Raw genomic sequence first — 16,950 nt, 5'->3', positions numbered from 1 at the left:
GATATTTTTCCCAATTCACATTTATTGCTGGGATTCAATCATTTAATTACTGCAATGAATCAATTTAAACCTTGTTATGCTTCTGGATAATTTCACTTATTTACTACTAGCTCACTCCGGAAAGTGACAGAAGAGGGGTATGTAAATAGCTAATCTAAGCAATGAAGTAGAGAGGCATAAATGACTCAGGAACCAGATAAGTTTGTTAATCTATCAGTCCATGAATCCGCCGATGCTAGTGTATTCAGTTCTAATCCAAAGCAACAAGCTGCTGGAGAGACGAAAGACTTGAACGACTCTGTTCATGATGACGAAAACCCTGATGTTCCCCATCCTAAGCCTTCGGATGCTGAGAATGATGAAAATCTTGTAGATAGGCAAGTGACCATTGCGAATTTAAGCGCTGGTTAGGCTTACTGTTACTTCTTCATCACAACAAATACGAAGTGCGATCGCACTTTAACTCTCAAGTCTGGATGTGATGTCGATAAAGTGATTAAATCGATCGGCAATCAATCATCCCCGCACTGGGGAGTTTATGAACACTCGATCGTCTGTTTCATCAGAGTAAACACTGATATCTTAAGACTTCAGTGGATGTAGTTTAACGAGTAAAATCAAGCTACAACAGGTACCCTCGAACTCAGTATTAAGTTCCAACTAATACATACTCGTTAATAATAAATGATGCTGCCAATCATTCATTACCAACAAAATTTCGTAAAATTGACTAATTAGAATCTGCGATCCCCCTTATCAGCTGCTACATACAGTCCTAAACTGAAAGTGAGAGTTGAAAGGCAGTCGGGAGAAATTTTGTGAAAAAAGTTTTAGCAATCATTCTCGGTGGTGGCGCAGGTACTCGCCTGTATCCCCTAACCAAGCTACGTGCAAAACCAGCTGTGCCTGTAGCAGGCAAATACCGCTTAATCGATATCCCTGTTAGTAACTGCATTAATTCAGAAATCTTTAAAATCTACGTCCTGACACAATTCAACTCAGCTTCTCTGAACCGTCACATTGCCCGTACCTACAACTTTACAGGTTTCAGTGAGGGATTTGTGGAAGTGCTAGCCGCACAGCAAACACCAGAAAACCCCAATTGGTTCCAAGGGACAGCTGATGCTGTGCGTCAGTACCTGTGGCTGTTAGAGGAATGGGACGCAGAAGAATATCTAATCCTCTCAGGAGACCATCTCTATCGCATGGATTACCGCCAGTTTATCCAGCGCCATAGAGAGACGGGTGCTGATGTTACTCTTTCAGTCATCCCCATAGACGATCGCCGCGCCTCGGATTTTGGCTTAATGAAGATTGATGATTCTGGCAAGGTAATTGACTTTAGCGAAAAACCCAAAGGCAATGCCTTAGCCCAAATGCGCGTCGATACTACGATTTTGGGATTGTCAAAAGAACAAGCCGAAGCACAGCCATACATTGCCTCTATGGGGATTTATGTCTTTAAAAAAGATGCTTTGTTCAAGTTGTTGAAGGAAGCTTTAGAAAAGACTGATTTTGGCAAAGAAATTATTCCTGATGCAGCAGCAGCAGGTTATAACGTTCAAGCTTACTTATTCGATGACTACTGGGAAGATATTGGGACAATCGAGGCGTTTTATCATGCCAACTTAGCGCTGACTCAGCAACCCATGCCGCCCTTTAGCTTCTACGATGAAGACGCACCAATTTACACCCGCGCCCGTTATTTGCCTCCGAGTAAACTTTTAAATTGTCACGTCACAGAATCAATTATTGGCGAAGGTTGTATTTTGAAAAATTGCCGCATTCAACATTCTGTGTTAGGAGTGCGATCGCGAATTGAAGCTGGGTGTGCAATTGAAGAATCTCTACTCATGGGCGCAGACTTTTACCAAGCATCCGTAGAGCGTCACTGTAGCATTGACAAAGGTGATATTCCTGTAGGTATTGGCACTGATACAATTATTCGCCGTGCCATCATCGATAAGAATGCTCGCATCGGTCACGATGTCAAAATTATCAATAAAGATAACGTGCAAGAAGCCGATCGAGAAAACCAAGGCTTCTACATTCGCAGCGGTATTGTCGTCGTCCTCAAAAATGCCGTAATTCCTGATGGAACCATCATTTAAGAGTTATGAGTTATGAGTACTGAGTATAAGTTGTGAGTTATGAGTTACTAGTTATGAGTTATGAGTACAATTTCTAATCCCTCTTCACTCCTAACTATTAGCTCCTCACTCCTCAATCTCCACTCAGCACTCATATTGCTGATTGGTCTTCCGGGTAGCGGTAAATCTACTTTGACAAAACAATTAGTAGCAGAATGCCCCCAGATGCAGCTGATTTCAACGGATGCTATCCGGGGGCAAATTTTCGGTTCGGAAGCGATTCAGGGAGCGTGGCTGTTGATTTGGCGGGAAATCGATCGGCAATTTCAGCAAGCTATAGCCGCAGGTAAAACAGCAATTTTCGATGCTACTAATACTCAGCGACGACATCGCCGTGAAGTTATTGCCCTAGCACGCGATCGCGGTTTCACTCACATCATGGCAATTTGCGTGAATACACCAGTTTGGTTGTGTTTGGCACGTAATAAAAAGCGCACAAGGCACGTTCCTGAAGAAATCATCTTGCGAATGCACCGTCAACTCCGGGATGCTCCTCCCAGCTTAGAAGAAGGACTTGACAACTTGATTTACTTTCCAGACAGTTGGGAGTACGGAAATTGCGCTGGCACGGTGAGCGAGAACCACACTTGATTTTCTTTATTGTTTGTTAATTTAAAATCAGAATCATTTGCTTGGCATTATACCTGTCAAACAGCAAATATCACATCTTAAAAAAAAACATAACGGAAATTTTTACAGGAGGCTGGTAGATGGCTGCAACCGACTTCAAAGACTATTATGCAATTTTGGGATTAAGTAAGACTGCCAGTCCAGAGGAGATTAAACAAGCATTTCGCAAACTAGCTCGTAAATATCATCCTGATGTCAATCCAGGTAATAAGCAAGCAGAGGCAAACTTCAAAGAAGTTAATGAAGCTTATGAAGTTTTGTCAGACCCAGACAAACGCAAAAAATACGACCAATTTGGTCAATATTGGAAACAAGCTGGTCAAGGTTTCCCATCTGGCGGTGCTGGTGTTGATATGGGTGGTTTTGACTTCAGTCAATATGGTAATTTTGATGAGTTTATCAACGAGCTGCTAGGGCGCTTTAGTGGTGCTAGCCCTCGCGGTGGGCGACAAAGCTACTCTTATCGCACTTCCACAGGAAGAGCAAGTAGCGGTTTTAGTGGCTTTAATGATTTTGGTTTTCAAGATGCTGGTACTGGTACTGCCCAAGATAGCGAAGCTGCAATTACCTTAACGTTTGCGGAAGCGTTTGCTGGTATACAAAAGCGCTTTAGTTTAGGCAACGAAACAATAGATGTTCGCATTCCAGCTGGGGCTAAACCTGGTACTCGTCTGCGCGTGCGAGGCAAAGGTCAAATCAATCCTATGACCCAACAACGGGGCGATTTATATTTAAAAGTTGAACTTCAACCGCACTCGTTCTTCCAAATAGAGGGCGATAATTTGGTTTGCGAAGTCCCAATTACACCAGATGAAGCCGCTTTAGGAGCATCTATCGATGTACCCACACCCGATGGCTCAGTTAATGTAAAGTTGCCTGCGGGAGTGCGTTCTGGTCAATCTCTACGTTTACGGGGCAAAGGTTGGCATCTCGCCAAGGGTGGACGTGGCGATCAGTTGGTGAAGGTGGCGATCGTTCCACCAAAAGAAATGAGCCAACAAGAGCGGGAATATTATGAAAAAATCCGGGCGATACGTACTTATAATCCCCGTAGTCACTTGCAACAAGTCAAATTGTAATCAGAGCGATCGCAAATTCAGCACAACTGAAATCGCTGCTACACAAACAAAGTTATGAGCGGAGGAAGCCTCCGCTCAGACTTCTCTATGCCTTCCCAGACTTTTAAAGATTCAGTATTCTGTGTGTCTTAATTATGAATTCCCTCCGGGTGACGCTCGCAAGCTCGCGAACGGAAGCGAGGCTCGTACCCCTGTTCTTAAGCGAGCTACGCGTAGGGTCTCACGCCACTTGCTCAACTTGGGAGAGGACTCGCGCTTCTCTGCGCTAAGGGATTCTACGGTAACCGCACTCATCGAACTTACGTCGGGTTATAGACTAAAGACTCCTCGAAGCAGTTGTTAATCACCTACCAAAATTAGATACAATGTAATGCCATTGTGGCGGCAGTTCTCATGACCTCATCTGCGTCGTTTGACACATTAGCGTCTCTCCAGGCGGATATTGCTGAATTAATCGATCGCTTGCCGACGTTAAAAAATCGGCAACTGATTCAGCAAGCACTGGCTACCATATTGCGTCTGGCTGACAGTGATATCGATCGTCTTGATTGGAAAATCTTGTCGGCTTCTCTAGCAGATATGGAGCGAGGTTTCCAGCTGTTTTATGACTACCGACACGTCCGCAAAGTCACTATCTTCGGTTCTGCTCGCTTATTACCAGAAACGCCAGAGTACCAGATGGCGCTTGATTTTGCGCGTGCTGTTACAAAATTAGGATTCATGGTCATGACAGGTGGCGGCGGCGGTATTATGCAGGCGGGTCACGAAGGTGCTGGGCGAGAAAATTCCTTTGGTTTAAATATTCATCTGCCGTTTGAGCAACAGGCAAACCCAGTTATTGAGGGCGATCCCAAGCTGATTCACTTTAAGTATTTCTTCACCCGCAAGCTATTCCTCCTCAAAGAAAGTGATGCTGTTGCTTTGTTTCCTGGCGGATTTGGCACGCAAGACGAAGCTTTTGAGTGTATGACATTAAGTCAGACAGGTAAATTTGGCCCCGTGCCTGTAGTTTTAATCGACCATCCTGGTGGCGATTACTGGCGATCTTGGAGCGAATATATCGATCGCCATCTAGTAAAAACAGGTCTTGTGAGTCCTGAAGATCCCAGCCTCTACACGGTAACAGACAATCTGGAAGTAGCTTGCGATGCTATTACCCGTTTTTATCAGGTTTATCATTCTAGTCGTTATGTAGGCGATCTGTTGGTAATTCGGCTCACCTCAGACATATCAGACGCTGAATTAGAGCAACTTAACACCGAGTTCAGCGACATCCTTGTTAAAGGACGGATTGAAAAAAGTCAGGCGTTGCCTCAAGAAGCACAAGATGAAACCGTAGGACTACCCCGCCTCGTGTTGTACTTTAATCAGCGAGACTTGGGACGCATGTATCAGATGATTGCCGCTATTAACCAAATGGGTACTCCTTCCCCAGAAGAGACGGCACATCCAGAAAGAAAGTAATGACTTTCTTAACATTGAATGGTTTGTAATTCGTTTGTTAGCTTGAAACTGAAAAAAATTGTCTCGATTCATTTTTGCCAATTTATTATCAATAAGCGTAAATTAATGCGATTAATTGAGTCTTTATTGAGATTAGGGCTTCTTTATTGACAAGATGTGCTAGCCCTGGTGTTTTTCGTGGAGTAGACAAATATTACTCTGTGGGCGAATATGGAGCAAAAGTTAGTTCACAAGCATTTGCTGATAGAGGTATGGTTCCTTCTGTCGATCGGGCAATACTTTGTGACTACAACCCAAAGCGGATACAAAAAACCCAGATGATGGTGTTGTAAGCTTGATTGCTAGCGAAGTTCGGATGATAAATAATATCGCTCAGGGAGATACCAAAGGTAATCCGCTTTTTGTTTATAAAATGGATGTCTTTCCAAGACCTACTGATGACAATCCAGCTCACGCACAAATTGAGCCATCTCCTGAATATAAGAACAAAACACCTTTTAGAAAACTCATAGAAAAACTTGCATTTCTAGCAAACGAGAAGATCGATAAGCAAGGATGGGAAATCGAGCTGTATGAATTACGAAGTTAGGCGATCGCTCATTATCTAGAAATGTCCATTAATTTATTTAAGTTAGTTCATCGAAAATTACCTTCATCACCCAGTTGGGTGTTTTTTATTTGAGTATTGTAGATTATTCTGACTTCTAATAATCCCAAAAAACTTTTCCTATATTTAAAAGTATGAAAGGGCGATTGCATCCTGAAATTGTAAGATGCATTACAAAAATCATGTGATCCAACTTACTCCCAAAATGAGAAAAACACTAGTTATCATGGCTGAATGCTGATCGGCAGAAAAAAAGCATGTATATTAGCACAGTAAACGTCAACAAAGTATCAAATCCTAAATAGGGGAACAAAACATGCTGGAATTATTGGGTTCAGGTTTGGTTTCTCTCTGGTTAGAAATGGCTGGAGTACAAATCAAGCCTTCAGATGCCTTAGATGCATTGGCTTGGCAAAGTAGCCCTGGCTTGGTTCTTGCCCCCGATCCAAATCCAGCTGGAACTAGTACAGTAACGGAATATCTTAAGGGATTAATTACATCAAAATTAGTGGCACAGAATTTGATAGAGAGTCAGGGAATTTGGATGCAGTCGGGACCGATGCTCATGGCTAATCATCAAGGTACGACACCTCTGCCTGCTGCCTCTTTAACTAAGATTGCCACTTCACTAGTTGCTTTAAAAACTTGGGGTCCAGACCACCAATTTCAGACTTTGGTCAGCGCTACAGGACCAACGGTCAATGGGGTATTGCAGGGTGATTTGGTGATTACTGGCGGTGGCGATCCGATGTTTGTTTGGGAGGAAGCGATCGCCCTTGGTAATACTCTTAACAAGATGGGGATCGAGCAGGTAAAAGGAAATTTGATAATTACTGGCAATTTCGCCATGAATTTCCAACGTCATCCCCTACTAGCAGGTCAAATGCTCAAGCAAGCACTGAATAATAAAACTTGGACTCGCCCTGCGAATTACATCTACTCAATCATGCCCAAGGGAACGCCCAAGCCTCAAGTCGTAATTGCGGGTAATATCAAATTCGAGGCGCAACCGAATCCTCAACAAACATTGCTAGTGCGTCACCACTCTTTGCCCTTGCAGAAACTGATCAAGGAAATGAACGTTTTTAGCAATAACGAAATGGCAGAGATGCTCGCAGAGTCCGTAGGAGGCTCAACTGTAGTACAATCCACTGCTGCCAATCTTGCTAGAGTACCCAACTCGGAAATTCAGTTAATCAACGGTTCAGGACTGGGACCAGAAAATCGTATTTCTCCTAGAGCTGTTTGTGCCATGTTAATGGCACTGCAACAAGAAGCAGCAGCTCACCAACTAAATTTAGCTGACTTATTTCCCACCTCTGGGTTCGATCGCCGGGGAACATTACACGCTAGACACATTCCCGTTGCCACCGCGATCAAAACTGGCACTCTTCGAGATGTGAGTGCTTTAGCTGGAGTCATGCCTACACGCGATCGCGGCTTAGTTTGGTTTGCGATCCTTAACCGTGGTTCAAATATATCAGCCTTGCGTGCTGGACAAGACAAGTTGTTGCAACATCTTGTGCAACTGTTGCAAGTAGCTCCAAGTGTACCTTATGTCCTCACTCCCCACTCAGCTATCAACTCATTACCTAAACTAGGTGCAGTCGATCGTAATGAAGTTTTAGTCAAAAGTTAATTAATAGTCCAAAGTCAAAACGAGACAGTGCCGTGGTGTTAGCGAAGCGGTAGCGAGTCATCGAGCGTCGGCTGTCCGATCTTGGGAGTTTCCCCATAAGGAACTGCCGAAAGGGTTCCCCAACTTGAGGCAACTGTGGTTCAAAAGCCCAGAACTTAAGAGTTTTTGGCTATTGCTCATTAATTATTTACTATTGATCCCTACGGGGTGACGCTCGTGACGCTCGGGTCGCGTAGCGTCTCCCCTTGGGAGAAGACTCGCGCTTCGCTGCGCTAACAGCACTTTGCTATCGACAGAAACCGCCTTCGCGCCAGCGTCTCCCCTTTGGGAGAAGACAGCAAGTACTTCACCGCGGTGGCTCACGACTGACTACTGATTACTGACGATTAACTTTTTCCTGCGGAATAATTTCTGTTACTACCCTACCGCTCGATTTGCCACCTCTAACAACAATATTTTCTGTTTGCAGATTACCGACGGCTGTTTCACCCGTAAAATTTAATTCTGGGTCAACTTGCCGATAAACTACATTTCCTTGCCCTTCTAATAATTTCTTGTCTAGATACCAAGTGAGTGTTTGAGATGAGAGGGACTGGCGACGTTGACCGACGGCGTTGACGTTCCCTTTTAAATAAACTGTTTTCTGCGGTATCTTCATTTCAGCTTGATTAGCGGTCACTGTCACCTTTTCAGCGCGGTGGAAGACGCGCACGGGAGAATTTGTACTCACAGTTTCTGTGTTCATATTCCAGCTCATCAACTTACTAGCTATTTGCATTGGTGGGTCTAGTAAGTTTAACTGGGCATTTTCTTTAATTGTGGCAATTTTAGTTTTCAAGTTAACTTCGGCAGAATTTCCTACACCACTATCGGTAATTTGATTGTTTTTATAACGGTCAAATTGTATAGGGCGATCGCCAATTAATTTTTCTTCTTTAATCTGCCAAATCAAATGTTCGGTTCGCATTTGCATTTGGGGATCGGTGGAGGTTGCCACTACTTTTCCAGAAAATTCCACACGCTGTTCGCGAGTTTTCACTCGTGCTTCCTGGGCCATTGCCCGTAGTTGTTTATGATTGCCGTTTAGCTGGTTGCGGACAATCAATAAATCTTCTTTAGGTCGCCATTCTAATTCATTGCCTTGCAACACAATGCCATTGCTTGGGTCTGTAGCGAATATTTTTCCCTTGAGAAATAGCTGCTTGCCATCTTGCTCAATGTCTGCCTGTTCTGCTTTGATTTGGTAAACTATTTTGCCATCTTGGTATAGTTCACCATATGGACTTTCCGCCTGACCAATTTGTTTTTCTTTAGTGTATTTTGCCTGTTTAGCATTGACTTTCCAGATGGGTCGCCCTACTTCATCAAACTGTTCTAAGGCGACACCAAAAAAAGTCAAACTGCTGTCTTTGGAGCCTGAATCTGAATTATTAGGTTTAGAAACTGTAGGAGATTTACCTCCGCAAGCTCCTAACCCAATTAGCAAAAAGAAACTTAAAGGCAAATAATACCAATTCATACTAAGTTAGGTTTAAAAATTAGTATCTATAAAATCAGACAAGGGGACGCGGGGACAGGGTAGGAAGTGGCATCCAAAGACTCTGTCTTCTTCACCGAATCTCCCTCATCTCTCAGTTACCATCTTTAATGGCTTGAGTTGCCAAAAATGTAGAAGCAAATAAACAAAAGTGGGGAGAATGTCTAGTTCTCCCCTTTTCCTTTGAATTATTCGCTATCGCTTTGTTCCTGCCTTATAAAGTACTGAGGAGCCGCCGCGGTGAATGAAGCACTGGCTGTCTTCTCCCAAAGGGGAGACGCTGGCGCGAAGGCGGTTCCCGTCGATAGCAAAGTGCTGTTAGCGCAGCGAAGCGCGAGTCTTCTCCCAAGGGGAGAAGCTACGCGAACGAGCGTCACCCGTAAGGGTTTCCGTCGATAGCAAAGTGCTAAACCCGAAGGGTCTTGAGCTTTCATGCCACTTCCTACCCTGCTACCCTGCGGGAAGGCGTTCCGCCTACAACGGGCAGCCACTGACGGGTACGCAGGGGTTTCCCCAAGTGGAGCAAGTGGCGTGGCAACCCCCACAACGGAGTGGCTCCCCAAGTGGAGAAAGTGGCGTTGCTGAGTAGGAATCAGTAGTTATTGTCCTGATCCCCAGTACCCAATCCCCAGCCCTTATGTATCTTGAATTTCCAGATGTCCTTCACTATCTCGCGGGTCTTCCAAGAAACCCATGGCAGATAGTGGTCGATATGGATAGCTTTGGCGTGGGGTTTTTTGAATATCTTCTTTGATGGCTTCTAAATCAATGTAGCGATCGCTCACATTAATTAAGCTGTCACTTGTCATTGAGCGCAAACTTACCACTTCTACCCGTACACCGCGATAGCTGACTGAATTTACCGCATATGCCAGATCCCCGTCACCACTGACTAAAACAGCGGTATCATATGAATCTACTAAAGCCATCATATCTACGGCTATTTCTACATCCAAGTTAGCTTTTTTAGAACCGTCTGGTAGCTGTACTAAGTCTTTGGCAATTACTCGATAGCCATTGCGACGCATCCACAGCAAAAATCCTTGTTGTTTCTCGTTTGTTCTGTCTACTCCAGTGTAGAAGAAGGCACGCAATAGTCTAGAACCGCCTGTTAAACGACATAGGAGCTTTGTGTAATCTATTTCTATTCCTAATTGCAATGCGGCGTAAAATAGATTTGAGCCATCAATAAATATGGCAACACGCCCGCGATTCTCTAAAACTTGTTCTGGCGTAAATATCGAATCGTTTTCCAAATTATTCAACATTGATGTCATACCTCAGTTATTATCCTTGTTATTTTTGATACAATTTTCTGAATTTTACATGCTGGTTTATGATAATTTTCCGGGGCTAATATTTTTCAGCTCCGTTAAATTTTGTGAGAAGAGAAATTAAGAAATTGAACAAAATCAGAAATTGAGCAGAGATTAAAAAACTAATCGTTTTTAGGGGGTTCTATTCGCTTAAATATTGGTTGGGGTGTACCCAACTGTTGTTTACTGGATAGTACCCCCCATGTTGCATGGATGCTAAAAGGGGCAGCAATTGAAGTTTTTATGCGATCGTTAAAGTTAATTCCAAAGCCCAGCTGCCGATAAATATCGTTACTGATATTTGGAATCACTGGGGACAGAAGATAAGCTGCTAGTCTAACAGATTCCAGAACTGCGTAAAGTACTTTTTCCACCTCCTGCTGCTGCCCTTGTTTATATAATGACCAAGGGGCCTGGTCGTCAATAAACTTATTACTGGCTTGCACCAGCAAAAGGATAGGCTCGCAGGCATGACTGAAAGCTAGCGCTTCATAGGCTCGTTTTACCTGTTCCCCTAGACGTAAACCAATCGTTTTTAAAGGATGTTCGGCAGGAATGGCTTCATTTGCTATCGGCAGTGCATCACCAGGGCAGTATTTTTTCACCATATTCAAGGTGCGATTTAACAAATTGCCTAAGTCATTTGCCAAATCTGCATTCAGAACATTAATGAATCTAACTTCATTAAAGTCGCCATCCTTGCCAAATTCGATTTCCTTAAGGAAGTAATAACGAACGGCATCACTACCATAGCGCTGGACTAGGGCTACGGGATCGAGGGTATTACCCAGCGCTTTCCCCATTTTTTGACCATCTTTGGTCAAAAAGCCATGTCCAAAGACTCGCTCTGGCAAAGGTAAGCCAGATGACAACAACATTGCCGGCCAGTAGACTGCATGGAAACGCAGGATATCTTTACCAATTAGGTGCAAGTTTATCGGCCACCATGTTGCCAAAGCATTTTCTAATGTCGGTTCGTCATCTGGTTCTAGTAATGCTGTTACATAACCCAGCAGTGCATCAAACCAAACATAAAGGGTGTGCTGGGGATCGGTTGGTACTGGAAAGCCCCAGTCTAGATTTACTCGTGAAATGGAAAAGTCTTGCAGCCCTTGCTCTACAAAGTTCAGGACTTCGTTGCGACGACTCTCTGGCTGAATAAAATCTGGATGCGACTGGTAAAACTCTTGCAATTGAGTTTGATATTTGGATAGGCGGAAAAAGTAGTTTTGTTCGTCTCGCCACTCGACTTCTTTGTTAGTGTGAATGGGGCAGCGGTGTCCCTCTAGCAGCTCTCGTTCTTCCTTAAATTCTTCGCAAGATACGCAGTACCAACCTTTTTGTTGTCCCTGGTAAATGTCGCCTTTTTCCCAGACTCGCCCGAAGAATTGTTTGACGATCGCTTCATGACGAGTGGCGGTTGTGCGACTAAAGCGATCGTATTGAATATTCAATAACTGCCATAGGTTAACAAAGCTGGGCACAATTTCATCGCAAAACTCTTGTGGGGCCTTGCCGACGCTCTCTGCCGAACGCTGAATTTTTTGCCCGTGTTCATCTGTACCTGTAATTAGCAGGACTCTACGCCCTAAAAGTCTGTGAAACCTCGCCAAAACGTCTGCTGCCATCGTTGTGTAAGCACTGCCGACGTGAGGGACATCGTTTACATAATATAAGGGTGTAGTCAGGGCAAATGTTTTTTCTGTTTTATCCACTAGATTCATGCAGTATAAAAAACAAATTATTAAAACGTTTTATATCTTACTTTTAACGGCAAAGCCACGCAATTATATAACATTACTATCATTTTTTTCAAACTACAGCTTGATGCTAGCAAATTTATCAGGTCAAGAATTGTTTTGTCATATATAAATCTAGCTATTTTTTACCTAAAAAATAGAATTTAACTGCTAATAATAACTTTGAATGCTTTTTATTTCATATATTGTGATCGGGAACACAAAGAAGTCACCAACTGTAAAGGATAAAGCATGTGGTAGAGATTTATCGTTTTATACCTAGCTACTGGTGGACAAAAATCTGATTTTTTTAGTATTCATGCATTGTTCTCTATAGGTGGGATAACTTCACATTATCCTTCGGGAAGTTGCCAAAAGGGCATCTACATGTTTAATATTTAACTCTTTTATTGGCTGTCTATGTGAATAAAACATTTCTACCTTAAGGCGGTCATGATAATAGTAAAGAAATGTAAAAATTAAATCAAGATAAACTGCGATATTTTCCGAAACGAAAAATTTTGATTAGGTATGAGTCTAAATAGCCCTCTAGATTTTTCCCACGCTTTCTTGGCAGCACTTTCAACGCGCATGTTTCGTTATTACGAGGATCGTATTCCCCAGGATGCGAGTTTGTTAGTAGTCAGCAATCACCGCAGCTTTATGGATGCACTGGTTTTAATGTCAGCGTTATCCAATCCAATCCGCTTTGCTTGCCATCACTACATGGGACAAGTGCCAGTCATGCGGGAGTTTGTCACGGGACAATTGGGGTGTTTTCCTTTGGAGGAAACCCAAAACCGCCAGCAAAGCTTTTTTGTGCAGTCACAGGTGCTGTTGCGTTCAAAGCAAATGGTAGGAGTTTTTCCAGAAGGAACTAAACCAATGGTGAAATTTACCCAACCAAATCACTTGGGGGAATTTCAGCGGGGATTTGCTCATTTGGCATTGCGAGCTGATGTGCAAGATTTAGCAATTTTGCCGATCGCGATCGCTTCTTTGGAAGAGGTAAACACTAATGGTTTTCCCTTACGACTGTTAAGTTTATTCGACCCTTCCGAACCTTTGTTTAATCAACCTGGTTGGCATCCTTTAGTTCTATATCGTCGAGTCGCCGTCTTAATCGGTCGCCCTTATTGGATTACGCCGCAACATCAAAAAACATATCACGGCAAGCAAGCCAAAACTGTCGTCACTGAACTAACAGAACACTGCCACAGCGAAATTGCTCATTTACTACATCAAGGTTGTTATTAGAAGATTAAATTAGTTGATGTGACAAATACATGAAGTGTCACAAGGAGAAATAATCAACTGTTTTACATAATTTTTCCTGATGAGCTTGATTAAAACTGTTAAAGAGCAACAGTCACCAATCAAAAGTTAACTAAATTATATACAATGTGTTTTTTACTTTCCAAGTTATGATTTTAGCAGATTTTATAAATCTTCTTTCGTCGATCAGACTCATACGATCCTGGACTGAGAAAGTATGAGTTTTCATCAGTAAAACTATATAAAACTAGGAAATTCAATTCAAATTTGACAATGCCAGAAGTTGAGTTAAAGCCCTGTTTCCTTTCTCCTAAACGAGTACAACTAGAGTACCCGTTGTTTGTATATTTACCTGGTTTAGATGGAACTGGACAGCTATTGCGATCGCAAACTGCTGGGTTAGAAGCTGGCTTTGATGTCCGCTGTTTGGCGATCCCCAGGAAAGACCTCACCAGTTGGGATGCCCTAGCTGACAACGTCTTAGACTTGATCCACGCCGAATTAGAAAAAAGTTCCCAAAGGCCAGTTTACTTATGTGGTGAGTCCTTCGGGGGTTGTTTGGCGATGAAAGTAGCGATCGAAGCGCCACAGTTATTTAAGCGAATTATCCTAATTAACCCAGCTTCTGCCTTTCATCTGCGTCCTTGGTTAAATTGGGCATCCCAACTGATTTCCTGTGTACCAGAATTCCTTTATGATTTCGGGGCACTGGGATTGTTGCCGTTTTTAGCATCTTTGGCACGCATGTCGAGAAGCGACCGCCAAGAATTGCTGAAAACTATGCGTACTGTACCACCAGAAACAGTTATGTGGCGGCTATCTTTATTAAGGGAATTTAATGTTAATCCAGAGCAGTTACGCCGTCTAACTCAACCAGTTTTGCTGATTGCTGGTGCTAGCGATCGGTTGTTACCTTCCGTAGCGGAAGTGAAGCGAATTGCTGAGATTTTACCTAATGCCAAGACGATGATTTTACCCTACAGCGGACATGCTTGTTTGCTGGAAGAAGGTACTAATCTCTATGAAATTCTCCAGGAGAATAACTTTTTAGAAAGTAGCATTCAAACAGTGAAATCGTCAGTTTAGAAGCTGGATTAACTTGAATTTTGTAGGGTGCGTTATGCCGTAGGTCAACGTACCATACTGGCATAACACAGCTAAAATAGTGCGTTAGGTCTAGGTTGGGTTGAGCAACGCGAAACCCAACATTAGCAATATTTTTGCAATGTTACTATCAAGTCCTAAACCTTATATGTTTACCCACAGTTAAGACTGCAAAAAAAGGGATGAAAGCGATAATTTTTTGTGTAGTAGTATCAGTAGGAATATCAGTAATTATCGGATCGCTTTGGGCAATAATTTATTTATTGTTTAGCCAAAATATTCAAGTAACTCTCAAGTTATTTTTATATTCATTTTTGGGAGGATTACTTGGTGTAATAGTTGGTATTTTTATTGGTCATTTAGTTGGTTCAAGGGTTCAAGAATTTCCAGGTGGTTTCATGTTTAGCACTGAAAGCGTCAGCTGGCTTGTTTGGATTTCAATTTTCTCGATTATAGGCATTATTGTGGGAGCAGTTCTAGGAGGATTGATTTTTATCAGATTTTATTCATAATCTGTTCTGGATAAGTAAGTGTTTATAAATCCTATTCGGGCGGATTTTTTTAATTTTTATTGAATTCCGGTCGTTTATATTATGTGTTTAAATAAAAACCATGAACTTGTAATACAGTTTACCGAAGGCGGTTTAGTAACAATTGAAGAGTTGTAGTTGCTTTCTTGATATATGGACTTCCTATCAATAGCAATAAGAAGGTAAAAAGAATCTACACCTTTACCCAACTTTTGTAAGAAGTCGAACGAATTAGGAATTGAGGCAAAGAATTATGAATGACGAAAATTTAGCATTCATAATTCCTTACTCCCCAATTTTTACGGTCTAAACTAGATTACCCATTACCAAAATGCTGAATAATCGCCTCAGCAAATTCAGAACATTTTAAGGGTTCCACAGGTGGTTCTAGTAACCGTGCTAAATCGTAGGTGACTTGACTGCTAGCGATCGCATCCCCTAAACCTTTCTTAATCAGGTCTGCTGCTTCTTGCCAACCTAGATACTCCAGCATCATTACACCGGACAAAATCACCGAACCAGGATTAATCCGATCTAACCCAGCATGTTTGGGCGCGGTGCCATGGGTCGCTTCAAATATGGCACAGACATCACCAATATTTGCCCCTGGTCCCATTCCCAATCCGCCCACAATTGCCGCCGCAGCATCAGACAAGTAATCCCCGTTTAAGTTCATCGTCGCCAAAATCGAATACTCATCTGGTCTAGTTTGGATTTGTTGAAAAATGCTGTCAGCAATGCGATCGTTCACCAACACCTTGTCTTTCCATTGGCCGTTACCGTGGGTTGCCCAAATTGAGTTAAGAACGTTTTCGACTTCCTTGACAATTTGCGCTTTTTTCTCTTGGGTAAGGGCATCAAAACCCGGATCGATTTGTCGGGCGTTGTCTTCCAAAGAGAGATCGGGATTTTTCTCCTTATTACTCAAAATCCAAGATTCCCGTTCGGTGACAGTTTCTTGACGAAACTCACTAGTTGCTAATTCGTAACCCCAATCGCGGAAAGCGCCTTCGGTGTACTTCATGATGTTGCCTTTATGCACCAAAGTCACCTGTTGCTTGTGTTTAGGCAGGAGTAAGGCATGTTTGATAGCGCGCCGCACGAGGCGCTGAGAACCCTTTTTGCTGATTGGTTTGATGCCAATACCAGCATCAAGAGGAATTTGCTTCTTGCCATGTTCTGGGGTGGCGGGGATCAGTTCTTTATTGAGGATGGCAATGAGGCGATCGCCGATTTCGCTACCTTGCCGCCATTCAATACCCAAATAAATATCTTCCGTATTTTCTCGATAGACAATTACATCCAGCTTTTCAGGATTTTTGTGGGGTGAAGGTGTACCTGCATAGTAGCGGCAAGGACGCACGCAAGCATAGAGGTCAAAAATTTGCCGCAGTGCCACATTTAAAGAACGAATACCACCCCCAACTGGAGTAGTCAGAGGGCCTTTAATAGCTACACCATATTCTTGAATTGCCGTCAGAGTATCTTCAGGTAAATACTGATAAGTACCGTATAAATCACATGCTTCGTCACCAGCATAAACCTTGAACCAACTAATTTGACGCTGGCCCTTGTATGCCGTTTTTACCGCAGCATCCAACACTTTTTGGGCAGCAGGCCAGATATCTATACCTGTACCGTCGCCACGAATAAAGGGGATAATTGGATTGTCTGGCACAATCGGTTCACCATTTTTAAAGGTGATTTTTGCTCCGGTTGTGGGGGGGGTAATCTTGTCGTACATACTTCACATACTCCTGATCGATATGCCGCCACTGTTGAAAATCTCTAATTTAGCGGGCTGGCAGATTTTGTTGTGTCTTTTGTTCACCAAGTAAGTCATGAGGCGCAGATTTTCCCCCTATTCCCCTTGTACATTA

Annotated in this window: 16 protein-coding genes; 11 read left to right on the top strand and 5 right to left on the bottom strand. The window is 42.9% G+C overall.

Annotated features, from left to right (window positions below):
• The first annotated feature begins 180 nt into the window (after positions 1-180).
• From RMY31_RS02865 to RMY31_RS02830, 8 genes are all read left to right on the top strand, one after another.
• Positions 181-411: a hypothetical protein gene (locus RMY31_RS02865; protein WP_322661470.1), complete on the top strand. Its 231-nt coding sequence runs from the start codon at positions 181-183 to the stop codon at positions 409-411.
• 407 nt (positions 412-818) lie between these two features.
• Complete coding sequence (locus tag RMY31_RS02860) at positions 819-2,111, top strand: glucose-1-phosphate adenylyltransferase (RefSeq protein ID WP_322661472.1); 1,293 nt, start codon at positions 819-821, stop codon at positions 2,109-2,111.
• 60 nt (positions 2,112-2,171) lie between these two features.
• Positions 2,172-2,741, top strand: coding sequence for an AAA family ATPase (locus tag RMY31_RS02855; protein WP_322661474.1), 570 nt, complete (start codon positions 2,172-2,174; stop codon positions 2,739-2,741).
• A gap of 119 nt (positions 2,742-2,860) precedes the next feature.
• Entirely contained in the window at positions 2,861-3,859 is a 999-nt protein-coding gene (locus tag RMY31_RS02850) for a DnaJ C-terminal domain-containing protein (protein WP_322661476.1), read from the top strand.
• A gap of 393 nt (positions 3,860-4,252) precedes the next feature.
• Positions 4,253-5,323, top strand: coding sequence for an LOG family protein (locus RMY31_RS02845; protein WP_322661478.1), 1,071 nt, complete (start codon positions 4,253-4,255; stop codon positions 5,321-5,323).
• A 146-nt stretch (positions 5,324-5,469) separates the two neighbouring features.
• Positions 5,470-5,655, top strand: coding sequence for a hypothetical protein (locus RMY31_RS02840; RefSeq protein ID WP_322661480.1), 186 nt, complete (start codon positions 5,470-5,472; stop codon positions 5,653-5,655).
• A 2-nt stretch (positions 5,656-5,657) separates the two neighbouring features.
• The gene (locus tag RMY31_RS02835) at positions 5,658-5,912 is read left to right on the top strand and encodes a hypothetical protein (RefSeq protein WP_322661482.1); all 255 of its coding nucleotides are present in this window, start codon (positions 5,658-5,660) and stop codon (positions 5,910-5,912) included.
• A gap of 334 nt (positions 5,913-6,246) precedes the next feature.
• Complete coding sequence (locus RMY31_RS02830) at positions 6,247-7,569, top strand: D-alanyl-D-alanine carboxypeptidase (protein ID WP_322661483.1); 1,323 nt, start codon at positions 6,247-6,249, stop codon at positions 7,567-7,569.
• A gap of 376 nt (positions 7,570-7,945) precedes the next feature.
• Here RMY31_RS02830 and lptC read toward each other — a convergent pair whose 3' ends face one another.
• The 4 genes from lptC to metG all read right to left on the bottom strand — a co-directional run bounded on the left by lptC (position 7,946) and on the right by metG (position 12,146).
• Positions 7,946-9,088 (bottom strand): LPS export ABC transporter periplasmic protein LptC, encoded by a 1,143-nt coding sequence (gene lptC, locus RMY31_RS02825; protein WP_322661485.1) that lies wholly within the window; start codon positions 9,086-9,088, stop codon positions 7,946-7,948.
• Between the two features lie 206 nt (positions 9,089-9,294).
• Positions 9,295-9,540: a hypothetical protein gene (locus RMY31_RS02820; protein WP_409877176.1), complete on the bottom strand. Its 246-nt coding sequence runs from the start codon at positions 9,538-9,540 to the stop codon at positions 9,295-9,297.
• 201 nt (positions 9,541-9,741) lie between these two features.
• Complete coding sequence (locus RMY31_RS02815) at positions 9,742-10,374, bottom strand: NYN domain-containing protein (protein WP_322661489.1); 633 nt, start codon at positions 10,372-10,374, stop codon at positions 9,742-9,744.
• A gap of 170 nt (positions 10,375-10,544) precedes the next feature.
• A complete protein-coding gene (gene metG, locus RMY31_RS02810; protein WP_409877174.1) occupies positions 10,545-12,146 on the bottom strand; it encodes a methionine--tRNA ligase in 1,602 nt (533 codons plus the stop codon).
• Between the two features lie 546 nt (positions 12,147-12,692).
• Between metG and RMY31_RS02805 the strand changes: the two genes are divergently transcribed.
• The 3 genes from RMY31_RS02805 to RMY31_RS02795 all read left to right on the top strand — a co-directional run bounded on the left by RMY31_RS02805 (position 12,693) and on the right by RMY31_RS02795 (position 15,052).
• Complete coding sequence (locus RMY31_RS02805) at positions 12,693-13,418, top strand: 1-acyl-sn-glycerol-3-phosphate acyltransferase (RefSeq protein WP_322661495.1); 726 nt, start codon at positions 12,693-12,695, stop codon at positions 13,416-13,418.
• Between the two features lie 291 nt (positions 13,419-13,709).
• On the top strand, positions 13,710-14,522 hold the full coding sequence (locus RMY31_RS02800; protein WP_322661497.1) for an alpha/beta hydrolase: 813 nt from the start codon (positions 13,710-13,712) through the stop codon (positions 14,520-14,522).
• 200 nt (positions 14,523-14,722) lie between these two features.
• Complete coding sequence (locus tag RMY31_RS02795) at positions 14,723-15,052, top strand: hypothetical protein (RefSeq protein WP_322661499.1); 330 nt, start codon at positions 14,723-14,725, stop codon at positions 15,050-15,052.
• A gap of 334 nt (positions 15,053-15,386) precedes the next feature.
• On the opposite strand, the gene RMY31_RS02790 is transcribed toward RMY31_RS02795, so the two are convergent.
• A complete protein-coding gene (locus RMY31_RS02790; protein WP_322661501.1) occupies positions 15,387-16,814 on the bottom strand; it encodes an NADP-dependent isocitrate dehydrogenase in 1,428 nt (475 codons plus the stop codon).
• Positions 16,815-16,950: the final 136 nt, after the last annotated feature.

It is taken from the genome of Dendronalium sp. ChiSLP03b (assembly GCF_034531165.2).
In the GTDB taxonomy this organism is placed as follows: Bacteria; Cyanobacteriota; Cyanobacteriia; order Cyanobacteriales; family Nostocaceae; genus Dendronalium; species Dendronalium minutum.
The sequence above is the reverse complement of the archived record's forward strand: the minus strand, read 5'-3'. Positions and strand labels throughout refer to the sequence as shown.